Source organism: Paraburkholderia sartisoli (assembly GCF_900107685.1).
Classification (GTDB): Bacteria; Pseudomonadota; Gammaproteobacteria; order Burkholderiales; family Burkholderiaceae; genus Paraburkholderia; species Paraburkholderia sartisoli.
In genome coordinates this window covers 1,543,879-1,562,035 of record NZ_FNRQ01000001.1, presented here as the reverse complement: position 1 = coordinate 1,562,035, position 18,157 = coordinate 1,543,879, and the positions used below count along the sequence as shown (strand labels likewise).

At 61.3% G+C, this 18,157-nt stretch carries 12 protein-coding genes and 1 pseudogene; 8 read left to right on the top strand and 5 right to left on the bottom strand.

Features of this window, described 5'->3' with window-relative positions; genetic code table 11:
• Window positions 1-24 precede the first annotated feature (24 nt).
• Together BLV45_RS07020 and BLV45_RS07015 are read right to left on the bottom strand one after the other, a co-directional pair.
• Window positions 25-480: a MaoC family dehydratase gene (locus BLV45_RS07020; RefSeq protein WP_090530800.1), complete on the bottom strand. Its 456-nt coding sequence runs from the start codon at window positions 478-480 to the stop codon at window positions 25-27.
• A 64-nt stretch (window positions 481-544) separates the two neighbouring features.
• Window positions 545-1,693 (bottom strand): acyl-CoA dehydrogenase family protein, encoded by a 1,149-nt coding sequence (locus BLV45_RS07015; RefSeq protein ID WP_090530797.1) that lies wholly within the window; start codon window positions 1,691-1,693, stop codon window positions 545-547.
• Window positions 1,694-1,974: 281 nt separating this feature from the next.
• Here BLV45_RS07015 and BLV45_RS07010 point away from each other — a divergent pair, with 281 nt between their 5' ends.
• Window positions 1,975-3,696: a class I adenylate-forming enzyme family protein gene (locus BLV45_RS07010; protein ID WP_245753132.1), complete on the top strand. Its 1,722-nt coding sequence runs from the start codon at window positions 1,975-1,977 to the stop codon at window positions 3,694-3,696.
• Between the two features lie 69 nt (window positions 3,697-3,765).
• Here BLV45_RS07010 and BLV45_RS07005 read toward each other — a convergent pair whose 3' ends face one another.
• A complete protein-coding gene (locus tag BLV45_RS07005; RefSeq protein ID WP_090530791.1) occupies window positions 3,766-4,881 on the bottom strand; it encodes a porin in 1,116 nt (371 codons plus the stop codon).
• Between the two features lie 1,066 nt (window positions 4,882-5,947).
• Between BLV45_RS07005 and BLV45_RS06990 the strand changes: the two genes are divergently transcribed.
• The 7 genes and pseudogenes from BLV45_RS06990 (at window position 5,948) to BLV45_RS06960 (ending at window position 15,147) form a co-directional block, all read left to right on the top strand.
• A complete protein-coding gene (locus BLV45_RS06990) occupies window positions 5,948-7,006 on the top strand; it encodes an MBL fold metallo-hydrolase (protein WP_090530784.1) in 1,059 nt (352 codons plus the stop codon).
• 200 nt (window positions 7,007-7,206) lie between these two features.
• Entirely contained in the window at window positions 7,207-8,271 is a 1,065-nt protein-coding gene (locus tag BLV45_RS06985) for a DUF1254 domain-containing protein (protein WP_090530781.1), read from the top strand.
• 66 nt (window positions 8,272-8,337) lie between these two features.
• Window positions 8,338-9,780, top strand: coding sequence for a DUF1254 domain-containing protein (locus tag BLV45_RS06980; protein WP_176954082.1), 1,443 nt, complete (start codon window positions 8,338-8,340; stop codon window positions 9,778-9,780).
• A 13-nt stretch (window positions 9,781-9,793) separates the two neighbouring features.
• Window positions 9,794-11,653 (top strand): annotated as a pseudogene (locus tag BLV45_RS06975) (acyl-CoA dehydrogenase); the annotation flags it as partial.
• Window positions 11,654-11,694: 41 nt separating this feature from the next.
• A complete protein-coding gene (locus tag BLV45_RS06970; RefSeq protein ID WP_090530775.1) occupies window positions 11,695-12,477 on the top strand; it encodes an SDR family oxidoreductase in 783 nt (260 codons plus the stop codon).
• A gap of 310 nt (window positions 12,478-12,787) precedes the next feature.
• The gene (locus BLV45_RS06965; RefSeq protein WP_090530772.1) at window positions 12,788-14,182 is read left to right on the top strand and encodes a DUF1254 domain-containing protein; all 1,395 of its coding nucleotides are present in this window, start codon (window positions 12,788-12,790) and stop codon (window positions 14,180-14,182) included.
• 587 nt (window positions 14,183-14,769) lie between these two features.
• Window positions 14,770-15,147, top strand: a complete 378-nt coding sequence (locus BLV45_RS06960) for a hypothetical protein (RefSeq protein WP_176954081.1) — start codon at window positions 14,770-14,772, stop codon at window positions 15,145-15,147.
• Window positions 15,148-15,675: 528 nt separating this feature from the next.
• On the opposite strand, the gene BLV45_RS06955 is transcribed toward BLV45_RS06960, so the two are convergent.
• Together BLV45_RS06955 and BLV45_RS27790 are read right to left on the bottom strand one after the other, a co-directional pair.
• Window positions 15,676-16,923 (bottom strand): type II toxin-antitoxin system HipA family toxin, encoded by a 1,248-nt coding sequence (locus BLV45_RS06955; RefSeq protein ID WP_090530766.1) that lies wholly within the window; start codon window positions 16,921-16,923, stop codon window positions 15,676-15,678.
• Entirely contained in the window at window positions 16,916-17,503 is a 588-nt protein-coding gene (locus tag BLV45_RS27790) for a helix-turn-helix domain-containing protein (RefSeq protein ID WP_245753130.1), read from the bottom strand. Before BLV45_RS27790 ends, BLV45_RS06955 begins: the two co-directional genes overlap by 8 nt.
• Between the last annotated feature and the right edge of the window lie 654 nt (window positions 17,504-18,157).

Below are 18,157 nucleotides of genomic sequence, written 5' to 3'. Positions count from 1 at the left end.
CATTCTCTTCCTCTCTTGTTTGTTTCAGTCAAATAGACGCACGATCGTCTCGGCCACACAGGCCGGCTTGTCGCCGCCTTCCAGTTCGACCGTCATTTCGTAGGTGAGCTGCGCCCCTCGAGGCGTGATCGGCTCGAAAGCCAGCAGCTTGAAGTGGCCGCGCACGCGGCTGTTCACAGGCACCGGCTTCAGGAAGCGCACGCGGTTCAGTCCGTAGTTCACGCCCATCTTGACGCTGCGGATGGCAAAGGCTTTCTCCAGGAAAACCGGCAGCAAGCTCAGTGTCAGAAAGCCGTGTGCGATGGGTGCACCGAACGGGCCTTTGGCCGCGCGCTCGGGATCGACGTGGATCCACTGGTGATCGCCGGTCGCGTCGGCGAACGTGTTGATGCGTTGCTGTTCGATGAGGGTCCAGTCGCTAATACCGACGACTTCTCCGACCAGCGACTGCATCTCGCTCAAGGTCTCGTAAATTTTCATGTTGTCTCGCTCATCGTAAGGTGGAGGTTGAGCAGGTCACGGGAAACCGCGTGGGCCCTGAGCATCAGTCCGCCCAGGCTTGCGCGGCGGTCTGCAGCGCCTGTGCGCAGGCGGCTTCGCAGCGGTCGCTGCTGCCCAGCAGGAGGTCCGCCACCACGGCGCGCTTGTAGTAATGGCCGACCGCGTACTCCTCGGTCATGCCGATGCCGCCGTGCAACTGGATGCCTTGGCCGCACACGAACTTCGCCGCACGGCCGATCAGCATCTTGGCCGCTGAGATCCGCCGTTTGCGCGTCGGTGCGTCGTCGTTGGCCATTGACGCCAGCGCCACATGCAGCATCGAACGGGCGACCTCCATCTCGGCGGCCATATCGGCCATGCGATGCTGCAAGGCCTGGAAGCTTCCAATCGGCACACCGAACTGCTGGCGGGTCTTCAGATATTCAGCAGTGGTCTCGATCGTCTTTTCCATCACGCCGATCAGTTCCGCACAAAGCGCGACGGTGCCGGCCGCGAGGCCGGATTGCAGTGCGGGCAGCCCTTGACCCGGCTCGCCCATTACCGCGTCTGTATCCACTCGCACGCCGTCGAAGGTCAATTCCTCGACCCAGGTGCCGTCGTGCAGCGGCAAGGGCTGGCGGGTCAAGCCAGGGGCGTTGGCGTCGACGAGCAGCAGCGTGACGCCCTCCGCATCGGGAATTTGCGCGGAAACAATGAAGACCTCTGCCCCGCTCGCGCCTAGCACCAGCGATTTGCGTCCGCTCAGGATGTAACCGGTGCCGCTGCACCCGGCGACGAGGGACACCGGCTCCGGCATGCCTCGTGATGCCGGTTCGCTGCAGGCGAGCGCGATACGCAGGTTCCCGTCGGCAAGCTGTGGAAGCAGGCGTTGCCGCTGTACCTGCGTGCCGCCGGCCACGATCGTCTGCGTCGCGAGGACCGCGCAGCCCAGATAAGGCTCGACCACGAGTCCACGACCCATCTCCTGCGCGATGATCGCGGTGTCCAGCAGTGTGCCGCCGATCCCGCCGTACTCCTCGGGAATGGCCGCCATCAACCAGCCGTTGTCCGCGAACGCCTCCCAGTTGGCTGCGCTGCCGTTTTTTCCATTTTTCAGCAACGTGGCGCGCGCCTCGAAGCTGTACGTCCTGTCGACGAAGCGGCGGACGCTGTCCTGCAACATGCGTTGTTCCGAGGTCAGATCGAAATCCATGCTTTCCTGCTCTCTGATGTGATGCAGCGCCCTCGTCTCGGCGGCGTGCTGTGCTATGCCCGGATTCCGGATTCCTGCTTGCCCGCCAATCTTAGGGAAGCGGGCGTCGTGTCATCCCCTCCCTTTCTTGCAGGGGCCGAGCATCCGGACGGAGCAAAGCTCGCTCGCCGCCTGCCGCGGCCGGTGCAGCCGGAGCCGGCAATGCTCGTTCGCCGGCATGCAGGGCGAGATGGCGTACAAGGTGTCGGCGCCGGCCGGCCAAACACAGCAGCGCGACGCAGGTGCGTCAGGGAGTGAAAAGTGGACCTGCCCTCTCTTCCCGGGAGGGGTCAAGCGAAAGTTCGTGGCACTACATTGCCTTGGCGGCCAACGCCGGCGCACCGCCCGCCTCGGCGGCCCGTCCAGAAAAATGCCATGGAGACACCATGAAGATGGATTTCGCGCGCGTCATGGGCCAGGTTGCGACGCAGTTCGCCAACGAGGAAGCACTGGTCAACATCGAGCGCAACCGGCGCTACACCTTTCGCGAGCTGCACCGTCTGACCAATCGCATCGCCAACATGATGCGAACCCGCTTGAACCTGCGCCGCGGCGACGTCGCCCTCTGTATTCTCGAAAACGATAATCTTTCGCTGCTGCACGCCTGGACGGCCTTCAAGGGCGAAGCTGCCCTGACTCACACCAATATCCGCGATGCATTCGACGAGCACCGCTGGCAAGTCGGGTTCATCCGGCCCAAAGCCGTCTTTATCGAAACAACGCTGCTCGAGCGCTATGGCGACATGCTGCGCGAGCACGGTGCGACGATCGTGTGCATGGATCCGCCACCGGTGCCGCACGAGGGCACCCAATACTTCTGGGATCTGCTGGACGCCGTGTCCGACGCCGATCCTGGCATCCAGAACGACACGCGCTCGGACATGCTGATCTACCGCTTCACCGGCGGCACCACGGGCAAGAGCAAGTGCGCGCAGTACACCATCGACAACTGGCTCGCCGCACGCGACACGATGTACGCCGACGAGCAGCAGAGCGTCGCGCTGAACAGCCGGACGCGTTATCTGCACATCGCGCCCGTCAGCCACGGCTCCGGTCTGTCGTTCCTGCCCACGCTCTTTCGCGGCGGCTGCACGCTGACGCAGAACGCCGCCGATCTCAAGGCCTGGTGCCGCAACGTCGAAGCGGAAAATGTCACGACGACGCTGATGGTGCCGACCCTCGTGAGCTGGCTGCTCGATCTGCCCGAAGCATCGCAGCACGATCTCTCCAGCCTGCGCACGCTCTACTACGGCGCCGCGCCGATGAGCCCCGCCAGGCTGGCGCAGGCGCAACAACGCTTCGGCAACATCTTCTTCCAGCTTTACGGCGCGACCGAATGCGCGCAGGCCGTCTGCACGCTGACGCCGTCCGATCATCTCACCGCCGCGGAAACCGGCCGCCTCGCTTCTGCCGGCCGTCCCACGGCCGGCATCGAAATGCGCATCGTCGATGAAGCTGGCAACGACGCTCCACCCTGCGCCACAGGGGAAATCTGGCTACGCGGCCGCGGCACGATCAGCGGCTACTACAACAACCCGGAAGGCACGGCAGCCGAATTCTCCGATGGCTTCTGGAAGTCCGGCGATCTCGGCTACATCGACGAGGCCGGCTATCTCTTCATCGTCGATCGCAAGAAGGACGTGATCATCACCGGCGGGTTCAATGTCTATGCCGTCGAAGTGGAAGCCTCGTTGAACGCGCATCCGGACGTCGCCCTGTCGGCGGTGGTCGGCGTGCCGCACGACAAATGGGGCGAGGCCGTTCATGCCGAGGTGGTGCTGAAGGCCGGCGCGTCGGTCGCGCCGGACGCGCTAATCGAGCACGTGAAGGAGACACTCGGCCGCTTCAAGGCGCCCAAGACGGTCTCGATCGTCGAGATGCTTCCCGTCAGCGCAGTCGGCAAGGTGCTGCGCAGGCGCGTGCGGGAAAAGTATTGGACAGACCAGCCGAGGCGCGTCTCCTGAGCGACGGGTGGTGCACTCGCATGTCTCTCCCTCGCCAGGAGGGAGACGCTGCCGCGCCCCAAAGTGTGGTCAAAAGCGATGCGTCAGACCCAGCGCCACGAGACGTTGCGAGGACCCCAGTTCGGTCACGGACGCGGCAGGCCAGCTCACTGTCGAACTGCCGTGGTTCTTGATGTAACCGCAACGCGCATAGATCTGCGTGCGCTTCGACATGGTGTGGTCGATGCCAACCTCAATGCCCTCGGCGCTGTCGTGCGCGCCGCGCGCGCTGCGCTCGATACCGGCGATCCCGATAGTGTCCGCCACAGTCGCCTGGATCGTCGCGCCGACCTCTGCGAAGCTATACGGGTGTGAGGCGCCCAGTTGAGCCGCGAGTGAGCCAGCAGCCGCATCTCTCGAGCGATTGTAGGTGTAATTCGCCTGCAGATTCACGATGCCGAGCCGATAGGCGATCGCCCCCGTAAACCGCTCCGTGCCAAGCAGATTCAGCGTGGCAGGCAAGCCTGGCAAAGCCTCCGAACCTGCGTGCTGGTTCTGATAAGCGAGCCCGACGAACAGCGCACCGCCGGTATAGGTCACCGCGACATCGAACAGGTTGCCAACGCTCTGCGCGACGGGCTGGGCGGTTGTCGATTCGAACGCGTACATCGTATAGAGCTTGAACCCGCCCACAACGGGCGACTGATACTCGATCGAGTTGCTGGTTCGGCCAGATGCAGCCTGGGTGGCAAGCGTGCTGCGATCCACGGCGACCGCCGCGGCGGCAACTGGCGACAGTGCTTCGTCCCCCCGAAACGGGTCGGTGTAATAGATGGCCCAGAAGGTCGGTTGATACTGGCGACCGAAGCTCAGCGAGCCGTAGTCTGCATGCGTCAGTCCCGCCCAGGCCTGACGATAGAACAGAGACGAACTATCGACGAAGGACGTCCCGTTGTTGATGTTATATCCGCTCTCGAGTGTGAACTTCGCCTTGAGACCGTTACCCAGATCTTCTTCGCCTTTCAGGCCGAAGCTCGACCCACTGTTGCCGCCGCTTCGCCCGGCAATCGAGTGCGTCGAGCCGTTGCCCTGATATTGCAGGAAAACGTCGGCCACACCGTACAACGTCAGCGTCGATTGAGACCACGCGCTCTGCGTGGCGAGCAACAGAGCTACTCCGCCAATACTATTTATCATGCAACGCATGCCACTCCTCCAGAAACCGCGCGTGACTGCCACGCGGTCTCGAATGCCGATTTGATCGTTTCGTCAAACGACGGAAAACGAAGACCTCATGCAGATACCGCCCGGTTCCGGATAGGTGATCGGCTTGCACTGCGACGCGGGCTCGAGCATCTCGTGATCCGAATGCGGGTGATGCGGCGTCCATGGGACATTGCCGCCCAACAGCGTCTGTTCGATGCGGACCATCAGGGTGCGGAGGTACAGCGCCTCATGATCGGCAAGCGATCTCTGGCGTTCCTCGCAAGAAAGCATACGTGTGAAGCGCGGCGCCCATTACAGGGGTCCGCGGGGCGGGAGGAAATACGCACCACGAACCATCGTCATGGCGAAAGAACACGATGGTTAGCGTGCCGCTCTCGCGAACCGCCTCCACGCATACATGGCGCCGCACCTTGCGGCCGATACGGCTATAACGTGTGACGCGAATATCCTCTGTCCGCTCCGAACCGAGCCACGACTCGACGAGGTTGCGCAGACTTCTCTCCCGGGTGTTCATAAACCTCTCCCACTAACCTGCATTTCCACGCCCAATCAGATTCGCCACGCTCAAACAGCGCCGGCCAACTCCGGCACGACTGAACAAAAACGCCTGTCAAGCCGTAACTGGCGACGTGGTGCCCGCATCGGGGCCGGCATCCATTTCCCGATCAATGCACTGCCTCCTTCCGCGCCGACTGGCTCGAATCCCGTTGTGCGTACCGTGATAACGGCATCCCGACGGCAAAACAGACTTGCGGTGCCCGCTCGTAGGGAAGGCGGCACACATCAAGACTAAGGCAGCGGGTCAAGGAAAGCCCCTCCCCAATTGGGAGGCCTCGAATCTGCATCCTTCCCGCCGCCGACGATGCACTGGCATGCCCCCCATGAATGGAAGAGGAAAACGAGCAGCGCTCACGCCGCCCCATGGACAGGGTGTCGCGAGTGCCGCGCTCGCGTCCCTCCCAAAGCGGCGGGGAGACCGCGTGGAGAAACTGCGATACAAAGTCGAGCATGCGCAATTTCAGCCATTCGAAGAGGAACAGCAGCCATGACTGACGCGAATCCCCAGAACGCTAACGGCAGGCTCACCTACCCTTTCGGCACGCCACCCGCGCGCGGCGAAGCACGAGAAATCGCGCCGGGCGTGCGCTGGATGAGTCTTGCCTTACCTGTTTCGCTCGGACACATCAACGTCTGGGCTGTGGAGGAGGCCGACGGTCACGCGTTGATCGACACCGGCCTTGGCAACGACGACAACGTCGAGGCATGGCGCGCGCTGCTGGAAGGACCACTGGCCAGGGGCGTGACTCGTGTGATCGTCACTCACCTGCATCCGGATCACGTCGGCATGGCGGGCTGGCTCACGCGCAATCAGCGCCGCCGCCTGTGGATGACGCGGACCGAATACCTGCAGTGCCGCATGCTGGCAGCGGACACGGGGCACCCGGCCCCGGACGATGCCATCGCGTTCTACCGTCGCGCCGGCTGGGACGACGCCACGCTCGAAACCTACCGGCGACGCTTCGGCACCTTTGGTCGTCTTATCTACCCACTGCCGGCCAGCTACCGGCGCATCCGCGACCGCGAAGTGATTGAGATCGGCGGGCGCAGCTGGGAAGTGGTCGTCGGCGCGGGACACACGCCCGAGCACGCGTGTCTGTACTGCCCGTCACTCAAACTTTTTGTCTCGGGCGACCAGGTGCTACCGCGCATATCGTCCAATGTTTCCGTGCTGCCCAGCGAGCCCGACGCCGATCCGCTCGCGGAGTGGCTCGCGTCGCTCGACGCGATCGGCAGGCGCGTGCCCGAGGACGTGCTCGTGCTGCCTGCCCACAACGAGCCGTTCGTCGGCCTGCACGTGCGGCTCACCCAACTTGCGGCAAAACAACAGCTCGCGCTCGAACGGTTGCACGTGGCGTTACGCGAACCGCAACGCGCAGTCGATACGTTCAGCACGCTCTTTGGCCGCGCGATCGAATCCAGCGACGCATCCACCTACGGCCTCGCCACGGGGGAAAGCATCGCGCATCTGAACTACCTCGTGAACCGCGGGCTTGCCGAGGTTCACGAGAGCCACGACGGGGTTGCCTGGTATCGGGCGGTATGAGCCTGCCGTGCCGCCTGTGGCCCGCATGGCGAAGCGCCATGCGGGAGTCGCCAGTGATCGCCATCCATCGCGCGTGCCCGGTGATCGGACCAGATAAGGCCCCTACCCACCCGAAAAGACAGGGGCGGCCTGCCAGGGGCACGCTCTAGACTCTTCACCAGACTGTCTTGTTCAACATCAGAGCAAATCTGGGAGAAGCGATGAAACCGTATTTGCGCGTGTTATGCACCGTGGTGTCCGCAGCCGCGGCAGCCGCCTTTCTCCCGTCCACGGTTCAGGCCGACGCACCCGCGCCGCATGGCATTCCGGTTGCGGTTACGGTCGACAATTTCGTGCGCGCCGAATCCGACATGTATTTCTCGGCGCAAGCAGCGCGAGGCGCGTTCGGCAAAATCGTTCACTATCGCGACCTCATGCCGGTCGAGCGGCAAGCCGTCGTGCGGGCGAACCGCGACACCCTGTATTCGGTAGGCATTTTCGATCTCGACGCTGGCCCCGTCACCGTCACCCTGCCCGACGCGGGTGGACGTTTCCGTTCGATTGCCGCCATTAGCGAGGACGAGTACCTGCCGATGGTTGCCTACGGCAACGGACCCTATACGTTCACACGCGAGCAGGTCGGCACGCGCTACGTGATGATTGGTGTGCGCACTCTCGCGAACGTGCAGGACCCGGCCGATATGAAGGCGGCCCACGCGTTGCAGGACGGCATTACATCGCGGCAGGCCTCGCCGGGTAATTTCAAAGTGACGGAATGGGACAAGGTCAGCCAGAAGCGCGTACGCGAGGCGCTCGTCACACTGGGCAAAACGCTTCCCGACCTGAACGGTGCGTTCGGCATGCCTGACACGGTCTCGCCAGTGCGCCACCTGATCGGCGCTGCCATCGCGATGGGCGGCAACCCGCCGCAGGATGCGACGTACCTGAACGTCACGCCACGCCAGAACGACGGCACCACGATCTATCGGCTGAGCGTGGCGAACGTCCCAGTGGACGGTTTCTGGTCGATCAGTGTGTACAACCGGGATGGCTTCTTCGAACCCAACCCGCAAGGCGCCTATACGCTCAACAACATCGTGGCGAAGAAGGACGCTGGCGGTGCTGTGACGGTTCAGTTCGGCGGCTGCGAGGCGAACGTGCCGAATTGCCTGCCGGTCATGCCGGGATGGAACTACATGGTTCGTCTATACCGGCCTCGAGCCCAGGTACTTGACGGCCAGTGGAAATTTCCCGAGGCGCAGCCGCTTCGACAGGCGGCGCAATAAACGACCGTCCGTCAAACAAGCCCGATGGATTTTCAACCCTGTCTGATCCAGATCCCCGAGTCATTCATGTTTCCGACTGTCAAAGCCCTGCATTTTGCCTGCGCGCTCATCGTTGCCAGCCTCACGTTCGAACCCGCTATCGCACAGACCGCCGCCGCGCATGAGTCTGCTGCCGCGCCGGCCGTGTCCGCCGTGGGCGACTTGCGCATGCAGGCGTTCGATGCCGCCGTCTGGGGCATGCCGATCGTCAGCGTCGACGCGATGCGCGAGGCGTACTTTCGCGACGCCGGGGCGCGCTATAACGATATCGTCTACTGGTCACGCCCCGCAGACTGGAAGAACCAGACTACGACGCCCAATTCGACATCGCTTTACGTCTACTTCAACTACAACCTGAAAGACGGCCCCGTGGTCGTGGACATTCCCGCCGAGGACGGCGTCGGCGCGTTCGGCAGCCTGCTGGACGCCTGGCAGGTGCCGTTGGCAGATGTAGGGCATGACGGCGAAGACCACGGCAAGGGCGGACGTTACCTGCTTCTGCCGCCTGGCTTCAACGGCCAGCTGCCCGAAGGCTACATTCCGGTGCGCTCGGCGACCAACAACGGTTACGCGCTGATCAGGGTGACCCCCAGAACGAGATCAGGCGCCGACCTCGACAAGGCCAATGCCTATATCAGGGCGTTGCGGGTGGCCGCCCAGTCCGACGCGACCGGCGCCGCCGGGCAGCGTTTCATCGACATGGAAGGCAAGCTGTTCGACGGCATTGTCCGCTTTGACGATACTTACTTCGCGCGGCTAGCGCGTATGGTGAGCGAGGAGCCGTCGCTGCCGCGCGATGCTGACATGTATGGCAGCCTACGCGCGCTCGGCATCGACGCAGCCAGGCCCTTTGCCCCGGATGCGGCGACGCGCGCATTGCTGCGCGGTGCCGCCGCACAGGCGCACGACAGCTTCCGCAGGACCTTGCTGGCCGGAACGCAATCGTGGTGGCCAGGATCGCAATGGGGCACCAGTGCGCCCGTCAGGCTGGGCGTCAAGACCCACTTTACTTTCGAGGACGGGCAGCACCTCGACACAGGCATGCGCGGCGCGGTCTACTTTCTGGGCTATGCACCGCCGCAAAAATTCGGCAAAGCGTCGTTTTATCTGACAAGCTGGCACGATGGACAAGGCGAACCGCTCGACGGGTCGGCGCACTACCGTCTGCATGTGCCGCCCAACGTCCCTGCGAGAGAGTTCTGGGCTGTCAACGTGTATGACAACGACACGTGCGCGTTCTTCCCGAAGGCTCCTCATGTCGGCATCGATTCCCTCGACAATGCGCTCCAACGCAACGCCGACGGCTCGGTCGATCTCTACTTTGGGCCCACGCCCCCTTCTGGCAAGGCGAGTAACTGGATCTACACCATGCCGGGCAAGCTGTGGTTCACCGGTTTCCGTTTCTATGGACCGGAACCGGCGGTTTTCGACAAGTCGTGGGCACTGCCCGACCTCAGCAAGATGCTTTGAAAAGGACGTTGCCATGTCGTTGATTCTCTCCCGCCGCGACCTGAATTTTCTGCTCTACGAGTGGCTGGACGTGGAGCAACTGACGTCGATTCCGCGCTATGTCGACCATTCACGCGAAACGTTCGACGCCGCGCTCGACACCTGCGAGAAGATCGCCACGGATCTCTTTGCCACGCGCAACAAGAAGAACGATCAAAACGAACCGCACTTCGACGGTGAGACTGTACATGTCATACCCGAAGTGAAGATGGCGCTTGCGGCCTTCAGCGAAGCCGGCCTGATGGCGGCCGGACAGGACTACGAACTTGGCGGCATGCAGTTGCCGATGGTGGTCGAGAAAGCGGGGTTTGCCTACTTCATCGGCGCGAACATCGGCACGGCGGCCTATCCATTCCTCACGATCGGGAATGCCAACCTGCTGCTGACCTACGGCACACCGAGGCAGATCGACACATTCGTGCGGCCCGAACTGGAAGGACGTTACTTCGGCACGATGTGCCTGTCGGAACCACAAGCGGGTTCGTCGCTGTCGGACATCACGACGCGCGCCGAGTACGAGGGCGACTCTCCATTCGGTGCACAGTACCGGTTACGCGGAAACAAGATGTGGATTTCGGGCGGCGAGCATCAGCTGTCCGATAACATCGTGCACCTCGTGCTCGCAAAGATTCCCGGACCGGACGGTAAGCTGACTCCGGGCGTAAAGGGAATTTCGCTTTTCATCGTGCCCAAATATCTGGTCGGCGATGACGGTTCGCAGGGCGAGCATAACGACGTCGTGCTCGCCGGATTGAATCACAAGATGGGCTATCGCGGCACCACGAATTGCCTGCTAAATTTCGGCGAAGGCGTCAAATATCGACCCGGCGACAAGGCAGGTGCAATTGGCTATCTGATCGGCGAGCCTGGCGCGGGGCTCGCCTGCATGTTCCACATGATGAACGAGGCGCGCATCGGTGTCGGGCTCGGCGCGGCGGTGCTCGGCTACACGGGTTATCTGCATGCGCTCGACTATGCACGCAACCGCCGGCAAGGACGAGCGCCGAGAGGCACCGGCAAGAACCCGGCGAACCCGCAGGTCAAGCTCGTCGAACATGCGGACATCCGGCGCATGCTGCTCGCGCAGAAGAGCTACGCGGAAGGCGGCCTCGCACTGAACCTGTACTGCGCGAAGCTGGTAGATGAAGCACGTGCCTCGCAGGCGGCGGACCATTCGCAGACGGCCCAACACCTCTCGCTGCTGCTCGACATCCTGACGCCGGTCGCAAAGAGCTGGCCCTCACAATGGTGCCTCGAAGCGAACAACCTCGCGATCCAGGTTCATGGTGGTTACGGCTACACCCGCGAATACAACGTTGAGCAGTTCTATCGCGACAACCGGCTGAATCCGATTCACGAAGGCACGCACGGCATCCAGGCGCTGGATCTGCTCGGCCGCAAGGTGACGATGGACGACGGCGCCGCGCTACAGGCACTTGTCGACCGAATGAAGGCATGCGCGGCACACGCCGCGGCGACTGGCGATACAGCACTCGTCAGTCATGCCCAGACACTCGATGAAACCGTTGCCCAACTCCTGCACGTGACGCATCTGTTAGGAATGGCACGCGATTCCGCCGCCGCGCTTGCCAACGCGTCGATCTATCTCGAGGCGTTCGGTCACATCGTGATGGCATGGATATGGCTCGAACAGGCGCTGACCGCACATGCCGCGCCTGGCGCCGCGGGCAGCAGCGAAGACGTCGCGTTCTATCGCGGCAAACTCGCCGCTGCCCAATACTTCTACCGCTGGGAGTTGCCGCGCGTCGCGCCGCAACTCAGCCTGCTCGCATCGCTTGACCGGACCACGCTTGACATGCAGGATGCCTGGTTCCAGGCGCACACACCAAACGTTAGCAATCACCACCCATTCCTATGCGAACCACTCAGCAACTCTTCAGCCTCGAAGGCAAGACGGCGCTTGTCACGGGAGGTTCCCGCGGCCTCGGCCTGCAAATCGCAGAGGCGTTGGGCGAACAGGGGGCGCGGTTAATACTGTCCGCGCGCAAATCCGATGAACTGCGGGCCGCGCAGGCCCATCTCCACGCGCGCGGAATCACAGCGGACTGGATCGCAGCAGATGGTGCACGCGAAGACGACATCGAGCGCCTTGCTGACGAGGCCGTCACAAAACTTGGACATGTCGACATTCTCGTGAACAACGCGGGAGCCACGTGGGGCGCGGCTGCCGAGGATTATCCCCTCGCCGCGTGGGACAAGGTCATGAACCTGAATGTTCGCGGACTCTTCCTGCTGACGCAACGCATCGGCAAACACTCGATGATCCCGCGTCGCTATGGTCGAATCCTTAACGTGGCGTCGATCGCAGGCTTGTTCGGCAACGCGCCGGGCACCATGGAGACGATCGCCTACAACACATCGAAGGGCGCGGTCGTCAATTTCACACGCACGCTGGCGGGCGAATGGGGGCGATATGGCATTACTGTCAACGCGCTCGCGCCCGGCTTTTTCCCGTCGAAAATGACCCAGGGGTCGCTCGATCGTATTGGCCTCGACCAGATGTGCTCGGGCGTGCCGCTCGGCAGGCTCGGAGACGATGACGACCTGAAGGGTGCAGCGGTGCTGTTTTCGAGCGATGCCGGCAAACACATCACCGGCCAGGTGCTGGCCGTGGATGGCGGGGTGACTGCTGTGTGAGCACGCAGTATTTCGTGCCCCGCAGGCATCAGCAGGGAGATGGCCGGCACCTGAATACGATTAAAGGAGAACGCGCTGGGCATGGGCTTCGCTTGACTTCGTGGCCCGGTTGCCGGTACGGTCGCTAGCAGCATCTCGAAGGTCGATAGATCGTGTATTTGAAACCCCGGTCAGGACGACCTGGCCTTGCAGCCTCGCTTCAGGCACGGCGACCGGAGTTCACGAGCGGAAACGATGCGTTGGCCCGGCACGGCGGATACCAGCTGTTCCGTTCGCAGTCGCCTGGCCTCGCCTGAAAACGAGGGCGTTGATGAAAAAGTCGATTCTTTTACCACTGCTGCTAACCTGCAATTTCATGGCGGCCAGGGGCGAAACACAATCCGTTCAGGATCGTGTCGCGATCGGGCGCGCCGTGCAAGCTGTCGTCTGGGGCATGCCCGCGGTCAATACCGACCTCATGTTGCAGGCCGCTCTTAAGGCGGGCGCAAAGGAAAACGAAATTGTCTACTGGTCGCGCCCGGTGGACTGGCACAACCAGACTCTTACTCCTAATCCAGACGCGATTTACTTCATGCCTTTCTTCAATACGAAGCAAGGCCCGGTCGTGCTCGAAGTCCCGCCGGCTGGCCAGGACGGCTCGATCACCGGCAACATCGACGATCTCTGGCAGATGCCTCTCGAGGATGCCGGCCCTTCCGGGGCGGACAAGGGTGCGGGCGGCAAGTACCTGATACTGCCTCCCGCCTGGCACGGCCGCATTCCAGCCGGATACATCGTGCTCCGCTCGCCGACCTACAGTGGCTATGCATTGATCCGCTCCACCCTGCGTAGCCACAGTGACACCGATGTTGCGAAAGCCGTCGCCTATGGCAAGCGGCTCAAACTGTATGCATTCGCGAGCACGTCCTCACCGACCCGGTTTGTGGACGCCGCGGATGTCCTGTTTGATTCGACCATTCCCTACGACGTCCGCTATTTCCAGTCCCTCGACCGTATTGTTCAGCGCGAACCATGGCTCGAGCGGGACAAGGTCATGATCGACCAGCTCAAGTCAATCGGCATCGAGAAGGGAAAACCGTTCGCGCCCGACGCCAACAGCGTCGAGAAACTCAACGAGGGTGCTCGCGAGGCCCACGAATGGATCGAACATCGATCGGAGCGAGCCTACCCGCCGTATTTCCCCAATACGCATTGGGTCGTTCCCGCAGCGTCGGAATTGGTGCAAGACGCTTCGAAAGGCTATACAGCGCAGAATATCTACCCCGTCGATGCGCGCGCGATCGTCTATTCGATGGGCTATGTCGGCATCAAACGCCTTGGGGCGGGCCAGTTCTATCTGATGTCATGGCAGGACAGGAACGGAGATGCTCTTGACGGTGGCCAGCGCTATCGACTGACCGTACCGCCCAACGCGCCCATGCGCCAGTACTGGTCAGCCACGGCCTACAGCCGTGCGACGCATGCGCTGATCAAGGACTTGCCGCGTGCCAGCCGTTCGTCGCAGGCGGCGGATATGGAAAAGAATCCTGACGGTTCTGTCGATGTCTACTTTGGACCGGAATCTCCGGCTGGACACGAAAAAAACTGGGTACCGACCAGGACAGGGGAACGGTTTGAATTGCTGTTCCGGCTGTACGGTCCAACGCAGCCTCTTTTCGACAAAACATGGGCTCTACCTGACCTTGTGAAGATTACCGCTCAGTGAGCGTGGACTGGACGAATACGATTTCAGCACGGTCGCTTATATCGGGAATCCTGCTGCCAGGAAGCCAGATGGACTTCTGACTCGGGCTGGCAAATCACGGGAGTTCACGACGCGCTTCTTCGGTTCACAAAAAAACGTATTCGCCATGAGTGAGACGCTGTCGGAACCGAGCCAGGCAGCTGCAGAGCGGACGAGTTACGTGCTGAAGTTAAAGGACGTTCCTGTCGATGGATTCCGGTCGATCAATGTTTGCATACCGAAGGATATTTCGAAAACGAATTCCGGCGATTTCAGCAAAACGTAGAAGCTGCCGGCTAGCGAGACGCTCAAATAACCCATTTCCGCAGATTGCTAACGATAAGGAGTGGACTCGATGCTGAAACGTGACCGCATCACCATGGCGATTGCCCTTGCAATCACGGGCTCTGATCATCCATGCGCAACAGGTTCCGGCACTGCGGACGGCGTCGGAGGTAACGGGTACACCACCCGGAACAGTCATGACGAAGGAATACGTGGCCGCCGTCGGGCGCGTCGCGTATATCTGAGGCTGGCCGCTCGTCAATAATTTCAACCGGTCGCTGGGGATGAAGGATTTGCCTGAACCCGGAAGAGTAGACGGTGTCGTGCCAGCCTCGCCACCTGATCACATCTCGATGCTGACCCCGCGAGTCTTCCAGGACGACACGCCCGAGGACGGGGCGGTAATTCAGCCCTTGCTCCGGCAAATCACGGTGTATCCGTTGAACCCGTTCACAGGAAAGATGCAGACCACGAACTGGAAGAACACACCTTCCTTCCCCGCGCCCGATGCGGGCGGCAAAAGCGAGGTCAAATGGGTGGTTCCCGAGAAATTCTTCGACGAGTTGCCGGGCGTGATGAAGATGACCCCGCCGTTGTCTGGTGAAGAATCCCTTTATGACATGATCGATTCAGTACTGACGGCGGCGTGCAAAGACCCTTAGTTGAAGGCAGCGCTCACACAAGCTGCCGTGGTGACAGAGGCAGACGTCATCGCGCCGCTTTTCGAATTTCACGACAACGGCCGACCAGTGGGCCAGGGCTGGACGCCACCTCCAAACATCCGCTTTACCGTCAATGTGCGGCGCACACTCGGCTCACCGCCTCCGGAATCGTGGAAAATTCGTTTCTATATCAATGACTTACAACGAGAAGGATGGCAAAGAAAGTTTTCGGCGTCAATCGTAAGTCATTGATTTTATTTGAATTTTTTTATCGCCCATTCCACTCGATTGTCAATCGAGTGGCTGGAGCCTTTTGGGGACGGCGTTTCCGCCTGGTCATGTGGCGTCGATACCATCAGCGGTATCGAAAATCCTGCCCGGCAGGTGACGGTTGTCGTCGGAACGCATCGGCGGATCAGAGCCCGCCTTGTTTGAAAAATCGCGAACACTGGCCGTCTCAGAACGATTTGTGAGCGCGATACCGTCATTGATGCCGTCAGGCTCGTTCGAAAGCGACCCTCGATACCGTCACAACTGCAATGCCGCACCAAGATCGTCGTGCTCGAAGGCGCTTGCCATGCGTGCGATCTCTGCGCGCCTGCAACCGACTTCCTGAGCAACCGCCTGCCATGTCCGGGTCACGCCAGCCACCTCCCGGATCGTGGCGCGAGCCTGTTTCATGGACAAACCGAAAAACTCCGCCGCATTCTCAAGGAGCTTGACCGAACACGTTCCCTCGTCGAGATCGATGTTAGTCGTCAGGATGCGCGCCTTGACGTCGGTTGGCGTCGGATTGAGGTCATAGGCCGGTGACAACACCCAGCCATCGCGACCGGTCCAGAGGAAACCGTGGTTGCGCAAATGGTCATCGACATTGGAAACCAGCACGTTGAATGTCACGCGGCGATACAACTGTGCAGCATCGGCCCGTGCCTTCGCACCATGTTGTGTCAGTGCATCAACCAGTTCGGGGTAGCTGCCGCGTTGGCCGTCTCGCGATCCCGTCATCGACATGGCCGAGAGAAAAGGAATGCGAATGCTCCCCGCGCGATCGAAGCGACGCGACAACAGCACAGGCTTACCCGCTACCTGAAGCAGTTCGTGACGCGGGGTGGAAATGCCGGTGCGTTCAGCCAGGCGCAGGGCGACTTCCTCCCAGGCCTCGATGCTGTATTCGTCGGTCTCCTTCGGGAATTTGGCAATCGACAAATGCCCGTGCTGGTCGATGACCGATGCCTTCGGACGCGCGCCACCAAGTGACGATCCAGGAGCGAAGATCAGTTGCAGATCCTCATCGGTTTCCTCGTCCCGCAGGATGCGCTCGGTGATTTGAAGCAGCCGCCCCAATTCGATCAGCGCGGGGACACCGGCGGGCACGGGCGCCTGGAATTCGTCTTCTCCGCTCCAGCGGAATCGCAGCGCGCCCAGGCGCGTTTCATCCGCTACGCCCAGCAAATAATCCAGCTCACCAAGCGTGCAGACGCGCCGTCCTTCCCGTTCGGCTTGCCGACGCTCCGCGCGCTGCATGAGGCGGCGTCCCCAGGTATCCGGCGCCGAGTCGCCGATCGAACCAAAGATGGATTGATCTGGCGGTGGTGGGAAGACGCCGCGTGTCAACGCCAGCGCCGGCTCGATCGAAAAGCGCTCGTCGTGGTCCAGCCAGGTCTCGTCATATTCGAACGTGACCGTTTCTTCCCGTCGCGATGCATGGCGTCTGAGTAGCCCAACTGGACGTGGCGTGCCGTCGAGATCGATATGTACTTCCACATCAGCCATGGTCGCCCTTCCCTTTACCGCGGAGCAACCGGACACGTTGAGGCAACGCCGCGGCTGCAAGCGACTGCCCCACCGGATCGTGGGCAGCGTCAGCAACGTCCTGCAGTCTGCTCAAAAGTCCGAGCGCCAGCAGCACGGCGGCATAAATGCCCATACTCACGCCGGGATCCCCCGCCTCGACGCGCTGCAAAGTCGCTCTCGACGTGAAGGCCCGCTCGGCGATGACCGCCATGGTCAGCCGGCGGCGACGACGTGCGTCGTGAATATCGGCACCCAATTTGCGCAGTGCCCTACGGACGCCGGCAGACGGCGCATGGGGAGTCGGCATTTTGCTACCTTCATGATACGTTATAGCCTTTAATGTACCACGAAGATGGCATTTTTCATGATTGTCCACAGAACCGCTGAGCGCGACGCGGACACTGACGGAAATGACCTTGAATGAAATCGTATGATCATGAGCCACTGCACTGGGCTTGTTTGAAAATATAGAACTGTTCAAGACTACCGAGAGCTTGATCCAAAAAATCTTCGATTGGCATCTTACAATCCAGCGTTGGTTTGCCCACGCCTGCGGCAATAACTGAAAACTCCGTATCGTCCACCGCTCAAGGCTTGCAGCAATTCAATTCACACTTGCGGTCGCATCACCAACGGATGGTATCGACGCGAAATCGAGAGGCCAGAATTTCGATACCGTCCGCCATCCCATGAAAGTTGTTGCTTGCAGGCGGGTTTTGATGAAAACCGGCAGGCTTATTTATGATTCGCGTAGTGAATCGAAAACATGAAAAAAGCCCGCATATTGCGGGCTTAGGTGTCGTTACTGCCTGTCGGTTCCTGTCATTGCCACACAACGCACCCAAACAGGGACTACTCCCACTCGATTCTAAATCGGGGCCTTGGGGCCAACGTCGGCGGGGGGTTGGGACGATCCGTACACAGATGATACCGTAAAGCGTACGGTCACACGCCCTGCTCTGGCGGCTTACAGTATGGAAGCCATATCGAGCCGAAATACTCTCTCAGCGCGGCCCATCTGTCCAAGACGGTCTGTCAGCGTCCACGCATCGACCGATAAACCCATGCGTCGAACCTAACTGCACCGACAAAACACTTCCCGCTATCGTAAATGACGGTATCGCGAAGGGCAAATTGCCCCTAGAGACCGATACCGTCACCTGATACCGTCGAAGTAGTGAATCGGCCTTAGGGTGCCACGATGTGGACTGCT